The 23415-nt window shown below is 50.6% G+C and carries 18 protein-coding genes; 5 read left to right on the top strand and 13 right to left on the bottom strand.

Going from position 1 to position 23415, the window contains the following annotated elements; genetic code table 11:
* Positions 1–9 precede the first annotated feature (9 nt).
* Positions 10–906, top strand: a complete 897-nt coding sequence (gene secF / locus E8E00_RS11270; RefSeq protein WP_096630847.1) for a protein translocase subunit SecF — start codon at positions 10–12, stop codon at positions 904–906.
* A gap of 101 nt (positions 907–1007) precedes the next feature.
* Here secF and hpt read toward each other — a convergent pair whose 3' ends face one another.
* The gene (hpt, locus tag E8E00_RS11275) at positions 1008–1538 is read right to left on the bottom strand and encodes a hypoxanthine phosphoribosyltransferase (protein ID WP_069586425.1); all 531 of its coding nucleotides are present in this window, start codon (positions 1536–1538) and stop codon (positions 1008–1010) included.
* A 347-nt stretch (positions 1539–1885) separates the two neighbouring features.
* On the opposite strand from hpt, the gene E8E00_RS11280 reads away from it, so the two are divergent.
* Positions 1886–2494 carry a TetR/AcrR family transcriptional regulator gene (locus E8E00_RS11280; protein WP_069586424.1) on the top strand — a complete coding sequence of 203 codons (609 nt, stop codon included), beginning with the start codon at positions 1886–1888 and terminating at the stop codon, positions 2492–2494.
* A 48-nt stretch (positions 2495–2542) separates the two neighbouring features.
* Here the strand turns inward: E8E00_RS11280 and E8E00_RS11285 are convergent, their stop codons facing one another.
* The 6 genes from E8E00_RS11285 to E8E00_RS11310 form a co-directional block, all read right to left on the bottom strand.
* On the bottom strand, positions 2543–3589 hold the full coding sequence (locus E8E00_RS11285; protein WP_096630844.1) for an ABC transporter ATP-binding protein: 1047 nt from the start codon (positions 3587–3589) through the stop codon (positions 2543–2545).
* Positions 3586–5217 (bottom strand): iron ABC transporter permease, encoded by a 1632-nt coding sequence (locus E8E00_RS11290; protein WP_069586422.1) that lies wholly within the window; start codon positions 5215–5217, stop codon positions 3586–3588. Before E8E00_RS11290 ends, E8E00_RS11285 begins: the two co-directional genes overlap by 4 nt.
* Before the next feature lie 62 nt (positions 5218–5279).
* The gene (locus tag E8E00_RS11295) at positions 5280–6296 is read right to left on the bottom strand and encodes a Fe(3+) ABC transporter substrate-binding protein (RefSeq protein ID WP_077455341.1); all 1017 of its coding nucleotides are present in this window, start codon (positions 6294–6296) and stop codon (positions 5280–5282) included.
* Positions 6297–6460: 164 nt separating this feature from the next.
* The gene (locus E8E00_RS11300) at positions 6461–7690 is read right to left on the bottom strand and encodes an ammonium transporter (RefSeq protein WP_069586420.1); all 1230 of its coding nucleotides are present in this window, start codon (positions 7688–7690) and stop codon (positions 6461–6463) included.
* Positions 7691–7708: 18 nt separating this feature from the next.
* Entirely contained in the window at positions 7709–8047 is a 339-nt protein-coding gene (gene glnK / locus E8E00_RS11305) for a P-II family nitrogen regulator (protein WP_069586419.1), read from the bottom strand.
* A 248-nt stretch (positions 8048–8295) separates the two neighbouring features.
* Positions 8296–8685, bottom strand: coding sequence for a YacL family protein (locus E8E00_RS11310; protein WP_069586418.1), 390 nt, complete (start codon positions 8683–8685; stop codon positions 8296–8298).
* Between the two features lie 252 nt (positions 8686–8937).
* Between E8E00_RS11310 and E8E00_RS11315 the strand changes: the two genes are divergently transcribed.
* On the top strand, positions 8938–10077 hold the full coding sequence (locus tag E8E00_RS11315) for a glycerate kinase (protein ID WP_096630841.1): 1140 nt from the start codon (positions 8938–8940) through the stop codon (positions 10075–10077).
* Positions 10078–10145: 68 nt separating this feature from the next.
* Here E8E00_RS11315 and acnB read toward each other — a convergent pair whose 3' ends face one another.
* Positions 10146–12743 (bottom strand): bifunctional aconitate hydratase 2/2-methylisocitrate dehydratase, encoded by a 2598-nt coding sequence (gene acnB, locus E8E00_RS11320; RefSeq protein WP_069586622.1) that lies wholly within the window; start codon positions 12741–12743, stop codon positions 10146–10148.
* Positions 12744–13301: 558 nt separating this feature from the next.
* On the opposite strand from acnB, the gene E8E00_RS11325 reads away from it, so the two are divergent.
* Positions 13302–15215 carry a methyl-accepting chemotaxis protein gene (locus E8E00_RS11325; RefSeq protein WP_077639566.1) on the top strand — a complete coding sequence of 638 codons (1914 nt, stop codon included), beginning with the start codon at positions 13302–13304 and terminating at the stop codon, positions 15213–15215.
* Between the two features lie 42 nt (positions 15216–15257).
* Here E8E00_RS11325 and E8E00_RS11330 read toward each other — a convergent pair whose 3' ends face one another.
* Positions 15258–15491 carry a hypothetical protein gene (locus E8E00_RS11330; protein WP_096630838.1) on the bottom strand — a complete coding sequence of 78 codons (234 nt, stop codon included), beginning with the start codon at positions 15489–15491 and terminating at the stop codon, positions 15258–15260.
* Positions 15492–15661: 170 nt separating this feature from the next.
* On the opposite strand from E8E00_RS11330, the gene E8E00_RS11335 reads away from it, so the two are divergent.
* Entirely contained in the window at positions 15662–16192 is a 531-nt protein-coding gene (locus E8E00_RS11335) for a TetR/AcrR family transcriptional regulator (protein ID WP_168174066.1), read from the top strand.
* An 81-nt stretch (positions 16193–16273) separates the two neighbouring features.
* Here E8E00_RS11335 and lpdA read toward each other — a convergent pair whose 3' ends face one another.
* From lpdA to pdhR, 4 genes are all read right to left on the bottom strand, one after another.
* The gene (gene lpdA / locus E8E00_RS11340; protein WP_069586620.1) at positions 16274–17698 is read right to left on the bottom strand and encodes a dihydrolipoyl dehydrogenase; all 1425 of its coding nucleotides are present in this window, start codon (positions 17696–17698) and stop codon (positions 16274–16276) included.
* Positions 17699–17884: 186 nt separating this feature from the next.
* Complete coding sequence (gene aceF, locus E8E00_RS11345) at positions 17885–19765, bottom strand: pyruvate dehydrogenase complex dihydrolipoyllysine-residue acetyltransferase (protein ID WP_069586619.1); 1881 nt, start codon at positions 19763–19765, stop codon at positions 17885–17887.
* Between the two features lie 12 nt (positions 19766–19777).
* Complete coding sequence (aceE, locus tag E8E00_RS11350) at positions 19778–22444, bottom strand: pyruvate dehydrogenase (acetyl-transferring), homodimeric type (RefSeq protein WP_096630832.1); 2667 nt, start codon at positions 22442–22444, stop codon at positions 19778–19780.
* A gap of 92 nt (positions 22445–22536) precedes the next feature.
* Positions 22537–23310: a pyruvate dehydrogenase complex transcriptional repressor PdhR gene (gene pdhR / locus E8E00_RS11355; protein ID WP_096630829.1), complete on the bottom strand. Its 774-nt coding sequence runs from the start codon at positions 23308–23310 to the stop codon at positions 22537–22539.
* Between the last annotated feature and the right edge of the window lie 105 nt (positions 23311–23415).

Genomic DNA, 23415 nt, shown 5'->3' on the forward strand with positions numbered 1-23415 from the left:
AGCCTGTTTATGAAACTGACACACGTCCGCTATGCCAGCTTGGCACTCTCAGGGGTACTCACCCTGATCAGCCTCTGGGCGATCGCTTATTATGGCCTAAACTTGGGCATCGATTTTACCGGCGGCATCGTGATTGATTTCGCCTTACCCAGCCTAGCGGGTAGTGATACGCTGCTCGCCGCCCTGCACAGTCAGTTCGGCGAACTGGCAACACTCACGCCAAGTACCACTCAAGGCCAGTGGCAGCTTATTTTACCTCATGCGCCCCAATGGCAAGATCCGCAACAGGTCATCGCCCACATCAGCAGCGCACTCGCCATGCCTGTCACCTTGGTTCAAGCGAACGTCGTCGGCCCTCAAGTGGGTCAGGTACTGTTTGAGCAAGGGGGGTTGGCACTGCTGGTTGCCTCGTTGGCCATCATGCTTTATTTGGCAATTCGCTTTGAGTGGCGTCTTGCTCTAGCGGCGATAGGGGCGCTAGTGCACGATGTGACTCTCACCTTAGGCCTATTGGCGATACTTGCGGTGCCGATGGATCTCAATGTCATTGCTGGCCTTCTCGCCGTTATCGGTTACTCGCTCAATGACTCGATTGTGATCGGCGATCGGCTGCGCGATGTGCTCAGAGCCAAACCGGATCAATGTGTGTATGTCAGCACCAATATTGCGGTCTGTGAGACTTTTTCGCGCACCATGATCACCGCCGGCACGACGCTATTTACCATCGGATGCTTGTTGGTATTAGGTGGCGATGCCTTGTACGGCTTTGCGCTGACACTCTTTGTAGGCGTGCTCACTGGCACCTGGTCATCGGTCGCGGTGGCATCTTGTCTACAAGAAATGCTGGGATTGTCTCCCGCGCATTATCAGCGCGCGCTGGCTCCCGAACGAGAAGGCGCCTACTAACTCATTATGGAGATAAAAAAACCGAGCGTCTGCTCGGTTTTTTATGGCTTATCATCGCCTGACAGCCAAAAAGGCTCAGCGCTCAGAGAATACCGTCACGATTAATCGAGCGGCACCACTTTACCGATAAATGGCAAGTGGCGGTATTTCTGCGCGTAATCAATCCCTACGCCAACCACAAACTCGTCTGGGATAGTAAAGCCAAGCCAATCGACTTTTACATCCACTTCACGACGTTCTGGTTTATCAAGTAGGGTACAAATACGCACGGAATTGGGCTCTCTTAGCGATAGAATTTCGCACACTTTGCTAAGCGTATTGCCAGTATCAATGATGTCTTCGACCAAAAGAATGTCTTTTCCTTTGATATCATCATCTAAGTCTTTGAGGATGCGCACGTCACGTGTGCTTTCCATGCTATTGCCATAACTTGATGCGGTCATAAAATCAACCGAGTGTGGCAAGTCAATGGCACGACATAAGTCAGCCATAAAGACGAACGAGCCTCGCAACAATCCAACCAACACTAGGTCTTTTGAGTCTTTATAATGCTCGTTGATCTCGGCGCCCAGGGCTTTTACTCGCGCCTGTACGTCCTGTTCTGAAATCATCACTTCAACGGTGTGTTTCATATCTGCCCCGATGGTTTGTCCCCACGTTTGCGGGGGTCGATAACAAAGGTGGCATAGTCTAGCACTAAATCGATTGCGGATCCCAATTCCACCGATTGACCTTGATGCGTACCCTTACACTAGTTAACTATCACACTGATTGATAAGAAAAAATAATCCCTGCCTGCGTTTTTATTAATAGATGACTTTTTTTGCAGACAAAATTACCGATTTACGGCCCAGATCGGCCTTCCAGCCGTTGTCACGCCACGGAGAGCTGGTATAAACTCAATTCGCTAATTAAGAAAATTATTAGCACAAACAATAATTAATTTGTACAAACTAAATATAAGTTGGCAGGTTTTAGGATGGCTCAATCAAATGAAAGAACAAGGACGCGACTGTCACCAGAGAGACGCAAAGAGCAGTTGTTAACTTGTGGTTTGGATGTGTTTGCAAAACGGGGAATCGGTCGTGCCGGTCACGCTGATATTGCTGATATGGCGAATGTCTCTGTGGCAACCGTCTTCAATTACTTCCCGACCCGTGAAGATCTGGTCGAGGAAATTTTGGCCCAAACAGAAAAGCATTTCATTGCGTTAATCAATGATTGCACCCGCGATAGTCAATCGATGCGTGCATCGCTTAACTGCATTACCTCGCAGATTATCGATACCGCATTGGAAGACAAAGCATGGATGAAAGTCTGGTTTGAATGGAGTACATCGATTCGCGAAGACATTTGGCCACGCTTTGTAAAAGGCAGCCGCGATGCTGTCGAGCAATTTGTGCACGTGTTTGAGCGAGGCATGGCGCAAGGTGAACTCACTCACCGTCACCAACCTCGCGAGCTGGCAAGCATGCTCGCAGGGATTTGCTATGTGTTGTTTTTACAAGCGCACCAGCAACCCGATAAAGCGGCATTAAGCGAAATGGCACAAAAGTACATCGATGTACTGTGTCAGCAAGGCGCTTAAATTGTGCGCTGATGACGAAAAGCCAACCTCGCGGTTGGCTTTTTTCGTTTAAGCATCAATAAAGCTGGGCCCATCGTTAAATAGCACCGGCTCATGAGGGCGAATGGTTAGGCTTACCGTATCCCCCACCGATAATGGTTCACGGGCATGCACCGACAATTTTTGACCGTGAATATCAATGGTGTACCGGCTGCTATCCCCCATAAATTGCTGCGACAATACCTGCCCCTCGCCTTGCGCATCCGCACGGATACTCAAAAATTGTGGGCGAAGTAACCACCAATGTGGACCCGGGTGACAATGCACTGGCCGTGGCCAAGGTCCCAGCGGCGTCTGCATTTGTTCTTGCGCCGACACAGTCACAGGTACATAAGAGCCTTGCCCTAAGAAATCAGCCACAAATCGGCTTTTCGGCTGGTAATACACCTCAGTCGTATCCCCGAATTGCTCGATAATCCCTTGATTCATCACCGCCAATTTATCCGCAAAGGCAAAGGCTTCCTCCCGGCTATGCGTGACCAAAATCGCCGTCACTCCCTGTGATTTAAAGATCCGGCGGATCTCTTCAATCAAGTCATGGCGAACTTGGGTATCAATATTGGAAAACGGCTCGTCCAACAGCAACAGATCAGGCTCATAAGCCAGCGCACGCGCAATCGCAACCCGTTGTTGTTGACCACCGGATAACTGGTGCGGATAGCGCTCCCCCAGTCCCTCAAGGCGCACGAGCTTGAGCATATCAACCACTTTTTCATGGCGCGCAGACGCGGCCAGAGACGTAAGACCAAAGCCGATATTCTCAGCAACGGTCAAGTGCGGAAACAACGCATAATCTTGAAAAATCATACCAATATTGCGCTGCTCAGGCGGCACCGAATGCTGGCCATCTTCCATGATGTTACACCCAATCGACAGCGTGCCCGCGCTAAGAGGGATTAACCCAGCCATGGCTTTCAACAAGGTGGTCTTGCCGCAGCCGCTGGCGCCGAGCAAACACACAATCTCACCCGGTGCGACTTGCAAAGACAAATCTTTGAGTACTGGCGTGCCGTTATAACTGCAGGTCAGGTTTTCTATCGACAGGGCGCACTTCATTGGTATTTCTGCTCCAGCGAACGGTTAATCAAAATAAGCGGTATCAGCCCCACCGCCACCAGCAAAATGGCAGGTAAGGCCGCATATTCGAGGTGCTCATCCGAGGTAAAGTTGTACACGTAGGTGGCAAGGGTTTCGAAGTTAAACGGACGCAGTAAAATCGCCGCATTCAACTCTTTCATCGACTCGATAAAGACCAGCAGCATCGCAATTAAAGTCCCCCGACGAATTAAGGGGAGATGAACACGACGAATCACGCCGCTGGTCGTGCATCCCATAGTACGCGCCGCCATGTCGAGTGAAGGCGGTATTTTTGCCATGCTAGACTCAATACTGCCGATCGCGACCGCACTGAAACGCACCACAAAGGCAGTGAGCAAGGCAAACATGGTGCCAGAAAGCACCAAACCGGGGCGTCCCCAGTCATACGCCTTGGCGATGTCATTGATCAGGTGATCGCCTCGAGTTAATACCAGCATCACCCCAATCGCTAATACCGTGCCCGGCACCGCATACCCCATAGAGGCGAGACGCATGGGCGCGACACTCAAACCATGACCGCGTAAGCGGCGATACACATTGACGGTCCATGCAATGCCGACCGCAACCACAGCCGCAAGGCTGGAGGTATAAAAGCTGTTGTAGCTAAAGGTGAGAAAATCGTCGATGGCATTTTGCGCATAGTAGTGCCACGCATAAATGATCAGTTGAAGCAGCGGCAATATAAACGCAAGCGATAGCAAGCCCCAACACCAGACAACCACGCCCACTTTTTTCCAACCGGACAGGGGGGTCTTCTCTATCGCATCACTGCTTGATGACGGCGTAAATTGCGCTTGCTTACGTCGTCCATAGCGCTCGGCACTGATCAATACAAAAATGGCCACCAGCATAATGGCAGAAATCTTAGCCGCTGCCGTTAAGCTTGAGTAACCCAACCAAGTATCATATACCGCGGTGGTTAATGTACTCACGGCAAAATAGTTAACCGTACCAAAATCCCCTAGCGCTTCCATTGCCACCAGCGATGCCCCGACGGCAATGGCGGGACGGGCCAAAGGCAGGGAGATACGGCGAAAACTTTGCAGTGGCGAGCATCCCAGTAAACGCGCAGAATGCGTCAAGGTGACACTTTGCTCCATAAACGCGGCGCGAGTCAGCAGGTAGATATACGGGTACAGCACCAATGCCAGCACAAAACACGCCCCCGGTAAGGTACGCATATCTGGGAACCAGTAATCATTGACACTTTGCCATTCAAACCAATGGCGCAGCAGGCGCTGTAACGGCCCGGCATAATCAAACCAATCGGTGTAGATATAACCGATGATATAACCGGGCATGGCTAATGGCAGCACCATCGCCCATTGCAAATGCCGGCTGCCCGGCACTTGATACATGGCAAGCATCCAAGCCGTCGGCACACCCAAGGCGATCGCAATAACCACGACCCCCACCACCAGTAAACTGGTATTGAGCGTATACGTCGGCAGCACTGTCTCAAACAGATGGGAGAAAATATCATCTGTATCACCGATTGCGGTGTAGAAGATTGCCAAGATCGGCAAAACCAGCAGCAGAGCAAGGCCCCAACTGCTGGTTTTAATAACGGGTAATCTGTCTTGCATAGCCTACAACATTCAGGCGTCAGAGAAAGACAACCGGGGTGTTATACACCCCGTGTAGAGGCTTACAGATCGAACTGGACTTCATCCAGTAGCTTCACTGATTTGCTGTAGTTATCAGCAATAGCCTCTAGCGGCATAGGATCGTGCTTATACTCGCCCCACGATGCCACTAGCTCAGACTTTTCTACGCCAGGTTTCACTGGCTCTTCAAAGTTCACTTCAGCATACATGTGCTGCGCTTTGTCTGACGTTAGGAATTCCATGAGTTTAAGAGCGTTTTCTTTATTCGGCGCATACTTCGCCATCGCCATGCCGCTCACATTCACTTGGGTGCCGTGCGCATTTTGGCCAGGATAGTTAATGTATACCGCTTCCGCCCACGCTTTTTGTTCTTCGTCGTTCAGCATCTTACCAAGGTAGTAGCTGTTCCCCAAAGAAACGTCACACAAGCCTTCTTTAATCGCTTTAACTTGTGCACGATCATTCCCTTGAGGTTTACGCGCCAAGTTCGCTTTCACCCCTTTCAGCCATTCTTTAGCAGTGGCTTCACCGTGATTTTCGATGATGGCAGACACCAAAGATACATTGTAAGGGTGTTTGCCTGAACGGGTGCAAATCTTGCCTTTCCATTCAGGTTTTGCCAAGTCGAGATAATCAAAATCATCACCCAGTTTACCGACACGCTCACGCGATGAGTAAACGGCGCGAGCACGAGTGGTTAACGCAACCCACTTATCTTCACTGTCACGGAACTGCTCAGGAACGTTTTGATCGATCACATCACTTTGCACTGGCTGAACCACATCGTGATTAACCAAATCTTTAAGGCGAGAAATATCGACTGTTAGCAACACGTCAGCAGGGCTGTATTCGCCTTCCTGCTTTACCTTCTCCGCCATGCCTTGTTTAGCAAACTTCACGTTGACTTTGATGCCTGTCTCTTCAGTAAACGCATCGAACATAGGCTCAATCAAAAAAGGTTGACGATACGAGTAGACGTTCACTTCTTCAGCGGCAAAGGCGGCGCTCGTTCCTAATAAGCTAGCCGTAACAGCAGAGGCGATTAGCAGTTTTTTCATCGTAACAGTCCTTAAATTAGACGATAAATGATAACGTTTCTCAGTTTCGTTAGTATACAGCTAATGATTTTGGGCTCAATATTCTGCCACGCAAAAAAAAACGAAACCCAACATCAAAAATGTAAGGTTTCGTTTCAGAGTTTAACGAAGTGTCGTGCGAGTGACTATTTCACGCTAACGAATTCGGGATATGCATCAATACCGCAGTCATGCAAATCCATGCCTGACATCTCTTCTTCTTCGGTAACACGAATACCCATGGTTTTCTTCAGTACCAACCACACCACAAAGCTCGCACCAAAGACCCAAGCGAAGATCACGGCTGCCCCCAACAATTGTGCACCAAAGCTTGCGTCTGCGTTGCTCAGCGGCACAACCATCAAGCCAAAGAAACCACACACACCGTGCACCGAAATCGCACCCACGGGATCGTCGATTTTAATTTTATCGAGGCCGACGATACTAAACACCACGATGGCACCTGATACCGCACCGATAATAAGCGAAGCGACTGGCGTGGGCGATAAGGGATCAGCGGTAATGGCGACCAAGCCGGCCAATGCACCGTTTAAGATCATGGTCAAATCGGCTTTGCCCCACAGTGTTTTACACACCAGTAAGGCAGCAATCGCACCGGCTGCCGCCGCCGCATTGGTGTTCAAGAAAATTTGTCCTACCGCTGTGGCGTTTTCAAAGTCTGACACCATCAGCTGCGAACCGCCGTTAAAGCCGAACCAACCGAACCACAGGATAAAGGTACCCAGAGTCGCTAGAGGTAGGTTCGAGCCAGGAATCGGATTCACTTGACCATTCTTGCCGTATTTACCTTTACGTGCCCCCAGCAAGATCACGCCCGCTAATGCAGCTGACGCGCCCGCCATATGCACGATGCCTGAGCCGGCGAAATCGCTAAAGCCTGCTTCGGATAGGAAACCACCACCCCATGTCCAGTAGCCTTCTACCGGATAGATGACTGCGGTGAGTACCACAGAAAACAGCAAGAACACCCATAGCTTCATACGCTCTGCCACGGCCCCTGAGACCACCGACATGGCGGTAGCAACAAACACCACTTGGAAAAAGAAGTCCGACTCAAGAGAGTGATCCGCGTCGGCCGCCTGCGTTCCAATCAGCGAACCAAACGAGGGCATAAAGCCACCCGCACTGTTATCGACATACATGATGTTGTAGCCCACCAACAGATACATGGTACAGGCGATCGCGTACAAGCAAATATTTTTGGTGAGGATCTCGGTGGTGTTTTTCGAGCGAACTAGCCCTGCCTCTAACATGGCAAACCCAGCCGCCATCCACATCACCAACGCACCGGATAAAAGGAAAAAGAAGGTGTCTAGTGCGTAACGTAACTCAGTAACCGTATTGACCAATTCCATTGTGATTACTCCCTGTGATTAAATTGCTTCCAGATCCATTTCGCCAGTGCGGATCCGCACGGCTTGCTGGAGGTCAAAGACAAAAATCTTACCGTCGCCGATTTTGCCGGTTTGTGCCGCCTTGGAAATCGCTTCCACCACGGCATCAACACTATCGCTCTGGACGGCGATTTCGAGTTTTACCTTCGGCAAAAAATCGACTTGATATTCGGCACCGCGATACAATTCGGTGTGTCCTTTTTGGCGGCCAAACCCTTTCACTTCTGACACTGTCATGCCGTCAATGCCGACGTCGGATAGTGCTTCACGGACGTCATCAAGCTTAAAAGGCTTGATAATGGCGCTAATCAGTTTCATATCCTTCTCCTGAGTCCTTATGTTTGCATCAGTCAATAAGTATCAAGAGACATGCCAACTATTAACTAGATAAAAATCAGCACATTACAGAAATTAACTAGGGAAAGGCGCGCATTTGCACTTTTTTAGTGCAAACTATTCACCATCTCGACGCATAGATTCATCGCGAGGAGGACGATGCACCAAAGCGAGCCATGATGAGATGTCTGATAGGAAGGAGGCGAGTGTCAGCGTCACTCGCCGGCAGGTTAGCGCGTACGGCGTCCGTAGCGAGCAATAAAATCACGATACGCTTCGAGCATGGCCAGAAAGTCTTCATAACCACAAGCGGCGCTGCTTTCTTGATCGTAAAACTGTAGGTCTTGTGCGCTCAACGTATCCGTCGCCTCGTCAGAGGGCGTTTGCAACATCGCATTGGCCATCACCACCACTTCTTCAGGATTGGCCGTCAGCGTGAAGGTGTGTCCTCGCCATTGCTGCTCTTGGCGCAACTGGGTAAAGGTGGCTAACCACGCATCCACCTCACTCAGCTCGGTACCCAACTCATCAAGCAACCAACGCCCCATAGCCTCATGCCCCATTGAGAACACAATGCGATAGCTGTCATCAAAACTATTGCGGGAAAATTCGTAATCCACGTCCACCTCCAAAATGAGAGGCTATTGTCCGAGTTTTTCTATCAATTGCCAACTCGAGACTGTTCTCAAACTGTCACCTTCGCCATACTTAAATACGATACCCAAACAACTTGGCGTTGCAGGTAGGCTGTGAGTGAATCCCCATGAGCATAGATAGATTATGTGATTGGAATGAAAGAACGTAGCTGCAGCTTCAAGTAGGAAGGGTATATCAGCCTCATCAACGTGGTCGCGTCTGGAAAGGAGTAGCCGATGCATATAGTGATAGCCCCTGATTCGTTCAAAGAAAGCCTTTCAGCTGGCGAGGCGGCGCAAGCCATCCATGACGGCATGGCGCGTATACTACCCAAGGCGCATCTTACTTTGCTCCCCATGGCCGATGGCGGCGAAGGGACAACGCAAAGTTTTGCCCAGCAGTTAGACGGCGATTTTCACACTTGCCAAGTGACTGGTCCCGATTTTTCATCGATCACCGCCAGCTATGTTATCGTCCCTTCGCAGCGACTCGCGATCATCGACGTGGCCAGCGCCTCTGGCTTGCCCCTGCTCGCTCACCATCAACGCAACCCGCTACACACCACCAGCCTAGGGACTGGAGAGCTGATTCGTGCCGCCCTCGCATATGATGTCGATGAAATCATTATCGGCTTAGGCGGCAGCGCCACCACAGATGCGGGCGCAGGTATCTTGGTGGCCTTGGGGGCAAAGTTGCTTGATAGCCAGGATGCACCCATTTCGCCAACCGGTGATGGCTTAGGTAGGCTCGCACAACTTGATCTGAGCCAGCTCGACCCTCGACTTAAACGCGTCCGATTAACGGCTGCATGTGATGTGGATAATCCGCTATGTGGTCCGCAAGGTGCGGCAACCGTATTTGCGCCCCAAAAAGGCGCGTCACCGGAGCAGGTTCGTCAACTGGAGCAACACCTGCATCGTTTTGCCAGCCTCTGTCGCTATCAGCTCGGCAAATCGATTGCACAATTTGCGGGCGCCGGCGCGGCTGGTGGAATTGGTGCCACCTTGGGTGGCTTGCTGGGTGCACAATTGGTCCCCGGTGTGGCGCTCTTGCTCGAACGCAGCCAAGCCACCCCTTACATAGCAAAAGCCAATTGGTTGGTGACAGGCGAAGGAAAAGTCGATGGTCAAACGCTGCATGGTAAGGTGCCCGCCGCCCTGGCACAGGTCGCGAAACAGTTTGATGTTCCTGTGGTAGTACTAGCAGGCCGCGTTGGCGACGATTGTGAAGCCTTATACGAACGCGGAGTTACCACTATCTTGCCGATTCAATCAGGCCCCTGTGATTTACAACATGCTTTTGAACACACTGCGGAGAATCTGCGCCGCACTGCAGAGAATGTCGCCCGCCTGATTGCCGCGCAAAGTGAACAATAAGCCATTCAGACCGACAGCATCACCAGGATAAAAAAACGCCCTCCGAAGAGGGCGTTGGATAAAGCCAGCTAGACCGCGGCTTTGATAATGACGTTATCCGCTTTTTGCGTGTATTCGTCCATACGGTGGAAGTTCAGATAGCGATAGGTATCTGCTGCAGTCGCATTAATGTGCTCGGCGTATTCGAGGTATTCCTCTTTGGTAGGAATACGTCCTAGGATCGCACCTACCGCCGAAAGCTCAGCTGAGGCAAGGTACACGTTGGCGCCGGTTCCCAAACGGTTTGGGAAGTTACGGGTCGAGGTCGACAATACGGTCGATTTCTCTGCCACACGTGCTTGGTTCCCCATACACAATGAACACCCTGGCGTTTCAATCCGCACCCCAGCACGGCCATAAATACCGTAATAGCCTTCTGCTGTTAGCTGATCTCTATCCATCTTCGTCGGTGGTGCCACCCACATACGGGTCGATAAACTGCCACCGAATTTATCCAACAGTTTACCGGCCGCACGGAAGTGACCGATGTTGGTCATACAACTACCGATAAAGACTTCATCGACGCTATCGCCAGCAACATCCGACAAGGTGCGAGCATCATCTGGGTCGTTCGGCGCACACAGAATCGGCTCTTTGATGTCTGCCAGATCGATTTCGAGCACATGCGCGTACTCGGCATCTTTATCGGCTTCCATCAAACTTGGATTAGCCAGCCATTGCTCCATCGCTTGGATACGACGCTCGATAGTACGACGGTCGCCATAGCCTTCGGCGATCATCCACTTCAACATCACAATGTTCGACTCAAGGTACTCTGCCACCGAGTCTTGTGACAGCTTGACCGTACAGCCAGCCGCTGAACGCTCTGCGGATGCATCCGACAGCTCAAAGGCTTGCTCAACGGTCAGGTGCTCCACCCCTTCAATTTCCAATACACGGCCTGAGAATTCGTTGATCTTGCCGGATTTCTCAACCGTCAGGAGACCTTGCTTAATACCAAAATATGGAATGGCATGTACCAAGTCACGTAAGGTGACCCCAGGCTGCATTTCGCCTTTAAAGCGCACCAGAACTGACTCTGGCATATCCAGTGGCATCACGCCGGTCGCGGCCGCAAAGGCCACCAGACCTGAACCGGCAGGGAACGAAATACCCAGCGGGAAACGCGTGTGTGAATCACCGCCAGTCCCCACGGTATCGGGCAGCAGCATTCGGTTTAGCCATGAGTGGATAACACCATCACCCGGACGCAATGACACACCACCACGGTTCATAATGAAGTCCGGCAGTGTGTGGTGGGTTTCGACATCCACAGGCTTTGGATAAGCGGATGTGTGGCAGAATGACTGCATAGTGAGATCGGCGGTGAAGCCAAGACACGCTAAATCTTTTAACTCATCACGCGTCATCGGACCCGTGGTATCTTGTGAACCCACAGTGGTCATTTTTGGCTCGCAATAGGTACCAGGGCGGACACCCTCGACACCACAGGCTTTACCGACCATTTTCTGTGCCAACGTAAACCCTTTGGTAGAGTCCGCAACAGGACGCGGACGACGGAATACGTCCGAAGGCTCAAGGCCTAAACTCTCACGCGCTTTATCGGTCAGACCACGGCCGATGATGAGAGGGATACGCCCCCCGGCACGCACTTCATCGTATAAGATATCGGTTTTCAGTTGGAAGGTAGACAGAACCTCATCGGTGCCATGCTTGCATACCTTGCCGTCGGCCGGATACAAGTCAATCACATCGCCCATATTGAGCTTGCTAACATCCAGCTCAATCGGCAAGGCACCCGCATCTTCCATGGTATTGAAGAAAATCGGCGCGATTTTTCCGCCTAAACAAAAACCCCCAAAGCGCTTGTTCGGCACATTAGGAATGTCTTTGCCCATAAACCACAGCACAGAGTTGGTCGCTGATTTACGTGACGAACCCGTACCGACCACATCACCCACGTAAACCAGTGGATGACCTTTTTCTTCCAGCGCTTTCATTTGCGAAATCGGACCAATCTCACCGGGCTTATCCGGCTGAATGCCCTCGCGCTCGTTCTTCAACATGGCCAGTGCGTGGAGAGGAATATCAGGGCGCGACCAAGCATCGGGGGCTGGCGATAAGTCATCGGTATTGGTTTCACCCGATACTTTGAACACCGTCAGCGTCACTTTTTCAGGGATTTGCGGCTTGTTTAAGAACCACTCGGCGTTAGCCCAAGATTCCATCACTTGCTTGGCGTAGGTATTCCCTGCTTTCATTTTATCTTCAACGTCATAAAACGCGTCGAACATCAGCAGAGTATGAGACAAGGCCTTTGCCGCAATCGGTGCCAACGTGGCATCATCAAGCAGTGCAATCAGCGGTTCGATGTTATAACCGCCTTGCATGGTCCCTAACAGCTCAGTCGCGCGTTCACGACTAATGAGCGGAGAGCTTGCTTCTCCCTTCGCAAGCGCGGCAAGAAAGCCGGCTTTTACATAAGCCGCTTCGTCCACGCCGGGCGGAATTCGATTTTCAAGTAGGTAGACCAGTGTTTCTTCTTCGCCAGCGGGCGGGTTTTTCAACAGTTCTATCAGACTGGCGGTTTGCTCAGCGTTCAGCGGTTTAGGCACAATGCCCTGAGCGGCACGTTCTTCGACGTGTTTACGGTAGGCTTCAAGCACGACTATTTCCTCTTTTCTCGGTCAGATCGTGTGATCCAACATCCTTGGAAAGTGTTAGTACTCGTATCACGCTTATCCGGCGAAGTTTATTAAAATTTTCCAGCAAGACGAGGGTTCGAGCACGTAACCGCTGCGTGAGGATAGCATTTTTAACTTAAAATTAAAATCTACCCCTTTTATGAAACATACGACTTAGGTCTTAGTGACGCAGCGCGCTAATCCCTATTCTTCTCACACTACTCACAGCATGTGTCGCGGTTGTGACTGATTCTACACCGCTTTTTTCCACGACGCAGTAATCAGTCTGTTATCAAGTTCACAGCTTCACATCGGCAGTAGAGAGGTATTATTCCCCTTTGCTGTTGAAACTGCGCACTAGGTGTTATTTTTATCAATAAAACCGACGGGTTCCGTTAAGTTTGTGGGGTTCTCGCCGATACGTCGTTAACCATTCACACACTTCTGCTAACTTAGACATTAGTACCATAAAAATATCTCAGTCTTTGTCACCCTATTGCGTGGCAGACTCTGTATTCATTGACTTGTAGAGAGAAGGGCATGAAGCTAAACCAACTCACTATTAAACAAAAACTCATCTTGGCCTTTGTGTCAGCCGTTATCGCCTCCACAGCGATTATCAGCTACATGAGCTTAAGCCAAGCTCGAGATATTATGGAAAAGCGGCTGTTGGAGAACGAGCTGCCAACCACCCTCACCCAATTTCGCGATACGATTGATAGTGAAGTAAACCAGCTACAATCCGCCGCACGCCAGTTAGCCTCAAACCCTGTGATGCTCGATATGATCAGTAGCGACATGAGTGCCAGTGAAGAAGCGCGTGTCATCGAGCAACTCAATATTTTGCGAGCACAATATGGTCTGAATGACGCCAGTATTGCGAACCGTAAGACGGGGCAGTACTGGAATCAGAATGGCTTCTTGCGGGTCCTGACCCGCGATAAAGACGGGTGGTTCTATAACTTCCTAGACAGTGGCAATGCCACCATGGCGCAAGTGTTCCAAGAGGATAACGGGGATCTCAAACTGTTCGTGAACTTCCAGCAACTTAACGGGACAGGCCTCGCTGGGTTTTCACGCTCACTGGATGACATGACGCAGTTTCTGAATCAATTCAAGATTGAGCAATCCGGCTTTGTTTTTCTCGTCAATGCGCAGGGCGAAGTGCAGCTCCATCGCGACACCGGCCTAATGGGAGAGAAAAACCTCACCGACTTGTATGGAGCCCAAGCACGTAGCCTTCTCAATAAGGGTGACTTCAATTTACTCGACACCCAAGTCAATGGTGATGAACTTTTACTCGCCTCGAGCTATGTGCCTTCCATGGATTGGTTTGTGATCGCAGACGTCCCAGCAGACGAGGTCTATGCCCCGCTGAATCAAACGCGCAACCAAATTTTAATGGTCTCTGTCGTCGTCGGACTCTTGTTCGTTGTCGTCGCCATCTGGCTTGCCGCGACCATTACCAAGCCTATCCAATATGTCGCCAATGTATTCCGTGAAATAGGTGAAGGCGAAGGCGATCTGCGCCAACGTGTGGACATCAACAGCCAAGATGAAATTGGCCAACTCGCATCTGGTTTCAATAGCTTTGTAGAAAAAATCCACCGCTTAGTCTCAGATGTAGCCGCCACGGGTGGTGAGCTAAGAAGCGCCGCCGAACAGGTCTCAGCACAAGCCAGCGCCACGCAATCGCAAAGTGAACATCAGCGAGATCGTACCGTTCAGGTGGTGACCGCGATTAACGAGATGGGCGCTACCGTCAATGAGATTGCTGGGAATGCGGCCAATGCCGCCAGCGCTGCGAATCAAGCCTCTGATGGTGCAGCCAGTGGCCAACAAGTCGTCACCCAAGCGCGAGATACCATTGCACGCCTAGCCGATGACATGGAGAACATGTCCAAGGTCGTCAGTGCACTAGCAGAGAATACTGACTCGATTGGCGGCATTTTGGATGTGATCCGCGGTATCTCCGAGCAAACGAATTTACTGGCACTCAATGCGGCGATTGAAGCGGCACGAGCGGGCGAACAAGGGCGCGGATTTGCGGTTGTTGCCGACGAGGTGCGCAGCTTGGCAAGTCGCACATCTGACTCTACCGATGAAATCCAAACCATGATCGATCGCCTCCAACAAGAAGCGAGCAATGCCGTGCAAGCCATGGAGCAAAGCCGAGCGATGACGGCCGAAGGGGTCAATGCTTCCGACGAGGCGTCACAAGCACTCAATTTGATCAACGAGCAAATTGTCCAGATCTCGGATATGAACACCCAAGTGGCAACGGCTACCGAGGAGCAGTCCACCGTGGTGAATGACATTAATCAAAATATTGAAGAGATTAATCACAGCTCGCAGCAAACCGCTGATACCGCCAACACCATGGCAGAAGCCAGTGAGTCACTACGTGATCTTTCTAAACGTCTTGATACCTTGGTTGGGAGCTTTAAGCTTTAAACGCTATCTTCTGACGCACGAAGCGGGCTTTGGCCCGCTTTTTTATTGTGCTGAACGAGGCCGCGCACTAGCAACGTCTTTTCCATCTTGCCATAGCTGGCGCCATAAGGGTTTAACGCCCTCCTCAACCCCTAAAATAACGCACAAAAAGCCAACTCCCCCCACTAATAATAACGGTGCCAATGTCAAACTCAGCAAACCTGAGTAAAGAAACAAGAATGGCACAAAGCATACATAGCCAAACACGGTTTTTGTCATTTCCAATAATGTGTTCATTACCTCTCCTTACCTAAAGCCAAAATTGAGCGCGCTCACTAACAATAAATTGAGCATGCTCAATTTACAATATTTTTAGGCTAAAAAAGGACAAACAGTCTTAAGATCGAGGAAAGGATCATGGCAAGCACCACACCAAGTCAGTATCATGAAACAAAAAAGGAGTGAATGTGGATACACCCAAAAAACAGGCGACACGCCAGAAGATCCTCGACAGTGCATGGGCATTATTTGTGGAACAAGGGTTTGCGGATACCACTACTCGTCAAATTGCGCATAAGGCGGAGGTCGCGACAGGAACTGTCTTCTCACACTTTCCGTTGAAGATTGACTTGCTAAAAGTTGGGCTGATGACACGTATTGATACCGTGCTCGAAAACGCTGCCAAATTGGATCACTCAGACACGCCAACGCAACGACTTCTCCATTATGCCGATCACCTCTATGCGTTTTATCTCGCGCATCCAGACTTCAGCCGAGAGCTCTTTCGCGCACTCTTGTGGCAGCAAAAAGCCTTGGCGCATCACATCGCACCTTTTCAAGCTCACCTTTCTGTTGAGCAAAGTCCAAATCATCAGGCGCAAACTGCGTTAATGATGGATGCCTATTTCATGACCTTGTTTCAAGGCTTAAGTGAGCCTATCTCCACCAAAGAGGTCATGCTTAGCCGCCTAGCTGATAAGCTTGCGACCATCGCGTAACCGTATCGCAGCTGTTGTAAATGACAGATATAAAAAAGCCCCGCATGGCGGGGCTTAATCAGAAAACGATAAACGCGCGGTTTATTTCTTTTTCTTTGCTTTTGGATTTGGCAGGTCAGTGATTGAGCCTTCAAACACTTCTGCGGCAAGACCAACAGACTCATGCAAGGTTGGGTGAGCGTGTACTGTCAATGCGACATCTTCGGCATCACAACCCATCTCGATAGCAAGGCCAATCTCGCCTAACAGTTCACCACCGTTAGTACCAACAACCGCACCACCGATCACGCGATGAGTGTCTTTATCGAAGATCATCTTAGTCATACCGTCGGCACAATCAGACGCGATCGCACGACCAGACGCTGCCCATGGGAAGGTAGCCACTTCGTAGTTAATGCCCTCTTCCTTACACTCTTTCTCGGTCTTACCGACCCATGCCACTTCTGGCTCAGTGTATGCGATAGATGGGATCACTTTAGGATCGAAGTAGTGCTTCTTACCAGCAATGACTTCTGCGGCAACGTGACCTTCATGCACACCTTTATGCGCAAGCATTGGCTGACCAACGATATCGCCAATCGCATAGATATGTGGCACGTTAGTACGCATTTGCTTATCAACACGGATAAAGCCACGGTCATCAACTTCAACGCCCGCTTGACCGGCGTCAAGTAGCTTACCGTTTGGTGTACGGCCGATAGCAACCAGAACGGCATCATAGCGTACAGGCTCTGCTGGCGCTTTTTTGCCTTCCATGGTGACGTAGATGCCGTCTTCTTTGGCTTCTACCGCGGTCACCTTGGTTTCTAGCATCAGGTTAAATTTCTTGCTGATACGCTTGGTGAAGACCTTCACCACGTCTTTATCCGCAGCAGGGATCACTTGATCGAACATTTCAACAACGTCGATTTGTGAACCTAGCGAGTGATAAACCGTACCCATTTCTAGACCGATGATACCACCGCCCATTACCAGCAGTTTCTCTGGTACTTCTTTGAGCTCAAGCGCGTCCGTTGAGTCCCAGATACGTGGGTCTTCATGCGGGATAAATGGCAGTTCGATTGGACGAGAGCCCGCCGCAATAATGGCATTATCAAAATTGATCGTGGTGGTTTCATCACCTTCAACCACTAGGGTGTTCGCGCCAGTGAAACGGCCTTTACCGTTAACAACAGTCACTTTACGCTGCTTGGCCATGCCACCCAGACCACCGGTCAGTTGACCGATAACCTTATCTTTCCAAGTGCGAATTTTATCGATATCGGTTTGTGGCTCGCCGAAAACCACACCGTGATCCGCCATTGCTTTGGCTTCTTCGATCACTTTGGCAACGTGAAGTAGGGCTTTAGAAGGGATACAACCAACGTTTAGACATACACCACCTAGGGTGTTGTAACGTTCAACCAATACTGTTTCCAAACCTAGGTCGGCACAGCGGAAGGCGGCGGAGTATCCAGCAGGACCAGCGCCAAGGACGACGACTTGCGCTTTGATTTCTTTACTCATTCTGACCTCGTTGTAGTCTTATTCCCTGACAGGCTAAGAGCGGTAATTTTTTATTGTTGTGGGAGTTTGGAAGCCACAGTTTACAGCCATGTTAATGGGCTGAAAAATAAAAACCCATAGCCTGTGAGCTGCACAACAATTCCCAACCGGCCCGTAACGGGCCGGAGGGTGTTGTCGGTGACGCGATTACAGTACCAAACGGCGGATGTCTGACAACAAGCCGTTGAGGTAAGTAATAAAGCGCGCGCCTTCGGCACCGTCAATCACACGGTGATCGTAAGACAGAGACAATGGCAGCATTAGGCGAGGTTCAAAGTCCTTACCGTTCCATACTGGTTTCATTTCTGACTTAGACACACCCAAGATAGACACTTCTGGTGCATTGACGATTGGCGTAAATGCCGTACCGCCCAGGCCACCTAGGCTCGAGATGGTAAAGCAACCACCCTGCATATCAGAGGCAGTGAGTTTGCCTGCACGAGCTTTCTTAGAAACCGCCATCAGCTCTTCAGATAACTCGTAGATGCCTTTTTTGTTCACGTCTTTGAACACAGGCACAACCAGACCGTTTGGCGTGTCAACCGCGATACCGATGTTGACATACTTCTTCAGGATCAGGCTTTCACCGTCTTCAGATAGCGATGAGTTGAAAGAAGGGAAAGCTTCTAGCGCTTTCGCAGCCGCTTTCATGATGAACACCAATGGGGTGATCTTCATGCCAGACTCTTTCTTCTTCTCGATCGCATTTTGTTCTTTACGGAACGCTTCCACTTCAGTGATATCAGCGTTGTCCCACTGCGTCACGTGCGGGATCATTACCCAGTTACGTGCTAGGTTCGCACCAGAGATTTTCTTAATGCGAGACAGTGGTTTGACTTCGGTTTCACCGAATTTGCTGAAGTCCACTTTTGGCCAAGGGAGCAGACCCAGTGCGCTACCGTCGCCTGAACCCGATGCTGCACCCGATTCAAGGCGTTTCAGCGCTTCTTTTACAAAGCTCTGAACGTCTTCTTTCAGTACGCGTCCTTTACGGCCGCTACCTTTTACCTTCGCAAGGTTCACGCCAAATTCACGGGCCAGACGACGAACAACAGGAGACGCATGCGCGTATTCTTTGTTCTCTACAAACTCGTCTTTGCCAGCGTCAGCTTTAGCCGCTGGGGCGTCAGCTTTGGCTGCAGGCGCTGGTGCCGCCTTTTCAGCAGCAGGTGCCGCTGCAGGTGCAGGCGCTGCTGGTGCGCTACCGGCAACTTCGAAGACCATGATCAACGAGCCCGTCGAGACTTTATCGCCCGCGGCCACTTTGATTTCTTTCACTGTACCCGCAAACGGTGCAGGGACTTCCATTGACGCTTTGTCGCCTTCAACGGTGATCAGTGACTGCTCTTCTTCAATGGTATCGCCAACCGCAACCATGATCTCGGTAACTTCAACTTCATCGCCACCGATATCAGGAACGTGAACGTCTTTAGCTTGTGCTGCTGCAGGCGCTGCTGGTGCCTCGGCAGCTGCAGGCGCTTGCGCTGGCGCGCTACCACCCACTTCGAACATCATGATCAGTGAGCCAGTTGACACCTTGTCACCCGCCGCGATCTTGATTTCTTTAACGGTACCCGCAAACGGTGCAGGCACTTCCATTGAGGCTTTATCGCCTTCAACAGTGATCAGTGACTGTTCTTCTTCAATGGTATCGCCAACCGCAACCATGATCTCGGTAACTTCGACTTCGTCACCACCGATATCAGGCACGTGTACTTCTTTGATTTCTGACGCAGCTGCTGGTGCAGCAGGGGCGGCTGGCGCCGCCTCTTGAGCTGGTGCGCTTTGCGCTGGCGCATCGGCTTCGAAGATCATAATCAAAGAGCCAGTGGTCACTTTGTCACCCTCAGCAATTTTGATTTCCTTGACCACGCCCGCTTGTGATGCAGGCACTTCCATGGATGCTTTATCACCTTCAACGGTGATTAACGACTGTTCTTCTTCGACCTTGTCGCCAACGCTAACAAGGATCTCAGTCACTTCTACTTCATCAGCACCGATGTCAGGTACATTAATCTCGATTGACATTATTTCAGCCTCTTACGCGAACAGCGGGTTTACTTTGTTGGTATCGATGTCGAATTTCTTGATAGCGTCCGCTACCAGTTTCTTGTCAACATCGCCACGCTTAGCCAGCTCGTTAAGCGCCGCAACAACCACATAGCCTGCGTTCACTTCGAAGTGACGACGTAGGTTTTCGCGGCTGTCAGAACGACCAAAGCCGTCAGTACCCAGAACTTTGTAAGATTCCGCTGGGATAAACGCGCGAACTTGGTCAGCGTAGTTCTTCATGTAGTCAGTCGCAGCAATCGCAGGCTCAGTTCCCATTACAGTTTGGATGTAAGGAACTTGTGCGTCTGCATCTGGGTGCAACATGTTGAAGCGCTCTGCATCTTGGCCGTCACGTGCCAGCTCGTTGAACGAGGTCACGCTGTATACGTCAGACGCTACACCGTACTCATCGCTAAGCAGTTTCGCCGCTTTGCGCACTTCAGTCATGATGGTGCCTGAGCCCATTAGCTGAACTTTCGCTTTGTCGCCCGTGTAGGTTTCTAGCTTGTAGATACCTTTACGGATACCTTCTTCCGCACCCTCAGGCATGGCAGGCTGATGATAGTTTTCGTTCATCAGCGTTAGGTAGTAGTAGATGTTTTCTTGGTCAGGACCGTACATGCGACGGATACCGTCTTGCATGATCACCGCCACTTCGTACGCGAAGGTTGGGTCGTAAGAAACACAGTTAGGTACAGTGCTCGCCAGAATATGGCTGTGACCGTCTTCGTGCTGCAGACCTTCACCGTTCAGGGTAGTACGACCGGCAGTTGCACCCAATAGGAAACCACGTGCTTGTTGGTCACCTGCCATCCACGCCATGTCGCCAACACGTTGGAAGCCGAACATTGAATAGTAGATGTAGAATGGGATCATTGGCAGATCGTTGGTGCTGTAAGAGGTCGCCGCCGCTACCCACGATGACATCGCGCCTAGCTCGTTGATCCCTTCTTGCAGTACTTGACCGCCTTGGTCTTCTTTATAGTAAGACACTACACCACGGTCTTCAGGGGTGTAAGTCTGACCATGTGGGTTGTAGATACCTACTTGACGGAACAGGCCTTCCATACCGAAAGTACGCGCTTCGTCAGCAATGATAGGTACAATGTTTTTGCCGATGTTTTTGTCTTTCAGCAATACATTCAAAGAGCGTACAAAGGCCATGGTGGTGGAGATATCACGCTTCTGCTCAGACAGCAGGGCTGAGAAATCATCCAGTTTTGGCAGGGTTAGCTCTTTAGTAAAGTTAGGCAGACGTTGCGGGGTGTAACCGTGCAGCGCTTTACGGCGCGCGTGCAGGTACTCATGCTCCGCTGAACCTTCTTCCAACTGTAGGTAAGGCAGGTTTTGTACGTCTTCATCAGACAGCAAGTCTTGCAGGCCAAGACGATCACGCATGGCAATGACGTGCGTCATGTCCATTTTCTTCACTTGGTGCGCGATGTTCTTACCTTCTGCCGCTTCACCCATGCCGTAACCTTTAACGGTTTTCGCTAGGATCACGGTTGGACGGTCATTGCACTCTTGTGCCGCTTTGAACGCAGCAAACAGTTTTGATGGCTCATGACCACCACGCTTCAGCGCAAAGATTTCTTCGTCGGTCATATCCGCAACCAAGGCGGCTGTTTCTGGATACTTACCGAAGAAGTGCTCACGCACGTAGGCGCCATCTTTTGACTTGAAGGTTTGGTAATCGCCGTCGATGGTTTCGTTCATCAACTGCAGCAGTTTACCTGAAGTATCTTTCGCCAGCAGTTTATCCCAGCCAGAACCCCAAACCACTTTGATCACGTTCCAACCAGCACCTTTGAATAGGCCTTCTAGCTCTTGGATGATCTTACCGTTACCCATTACAGGGCCATCAAGGCGCTGCAGGTTACAGTTGATCAAGAAGCATAGGTTATCCAGTTTTTCACGGGCCGCGAACGACAGCGCACCACGTGATTCTGGCTCATCCATCTCACCATCACCCAAGAACGCATAAACGCGTTGCTCTGAGGTGTCTTTCAGACCGCGACCGTTCAGATACTTGAGGAAACGCGCTTGGTAGATAGACGCAATAGGACCCAGACCCATAGAAACGGTAGGGAATTGCCAGAATTCAGGCATCAGTTTCGGGTGTGGGTAAGAAGAAATACCTTTACCGTCTACTTCTTGGCGGAAGTTGTCGAGCTGCTCAGCAGTGAGACGACCTTCAACAAACGCACGCGCGTAGATACCTGGAGAGATGTGACCTTGATAATACACCAAATCGCCGCCGTCTTTTTCATTCGGCGCACGGAAGAAGTGGTTGAAACAGGTCTCGTAGAAAGCAGCCGATGACTGGAATGATGCCATGTGGCCACCCAGCTCTAAATCTTTCTTGGACGCACGCAACACGATCATGATTGCGTTCCAACGAATGATAGAACGGATACGACGTTCCAGATTCACATCACCTGGGTAAGCAGGTTCTTGATCGGCAGGAATGGTATTTACATAGTTGGTGGTCACGCCAGTTGGCATGTCAACACCGTCTAAACGTGCTTGTTCCAGTACTTGCTCCAGAAGGAACTGGGCACGTTCTACACCTTCTTCACGAACGACTGACTCGAGGGCTTGTAGCCACTCTTGAGTCTCAAGTGCGTCCACGTCATGTTTCATGACTTCAGACATGGCGATCTATCCTTTCGTTGATTGACTCATACAAAACAAACGTTGTCGCAGCTGGAGACACCGCTTGCCCTTTCTTTTGGGCGAATCCGGTATTACTCCAACTCGTCCTTGCGTTGTTGAATTCGACGCAGAGACCGTTCTCGACGGCTTTCTTCACGGCCAAGATCCAACAGAGTTTCCTCAATGTAAGCTAAGTGTGCATGTGACGCCTGTCTGGCTTTTTCTGGTTCGCCAGCAGTAATCGCATCCACGATCTCAGCCCGGTGTCGGCTGACGTTTTCCACCGTTTCTTGGCGGCGGTAAAGTAGCTCAAAGTTTTGCAGAATATTCTGCTCCAGCAGCGGCGCAAGACTGCGCATAATATAAAGCAGCACCACATTGTGTGCCGCTTCCGTTACTGCAACTAAATACTGCATGACAGCCGAGGCTTCTGCCTCTAAATCCCCTTTTTGCTGCGCATGACGAATCGCATCATGGCAGTCACATATCCGCTTGAAGTCTTCTTTCGTGCCGCGGAGGGCGGCAAAGTAAGAAGAGATGCCTTCCAGCGCATGACGTGACTCCAGCAAATCAAGTTGGGTTTCAGGATGGTCCGCCAATAACTCTAGCAGGGGTTCAGAGAATCGCTGCCACAGTCGTTCACTGACAAAAGTGCCGCCACCTTGTTTACGCGTCAGCAACTTTTTAGCTTCAAGTCGCTGGATCGCTTCACGCACTGACGGACGCGACACATCAAATTGTTTTGCCAACTCCCGCTCAGGCGGTAACTTCTGGCCCGGCGATAAAGTGCCTTCCAGAATTAAACCTTCGAGCTCTTTCTCGATAACATCTGAGAGTTTGGGTTGACGAATTCTTTGATATGCCATTGTTTTTGTTGACCATCCGTCTTAGCAGCTTTCACTGCCTTCGACAGAAACTGACTGGTTGTCAATTGGTAATACCAATTTTTTATAATCCTTTAAAGTTACCAG

Source organism: Salinivibrio sp. YCSC6 (assembly GCF_004916735.1).
Lineage (GTDB): Bacteria > Pseudomonadota > Gammaproteobacteria > Enterobacterales > Vibrionaceae > Salinivibrio > Salinivibrio proteolyticus.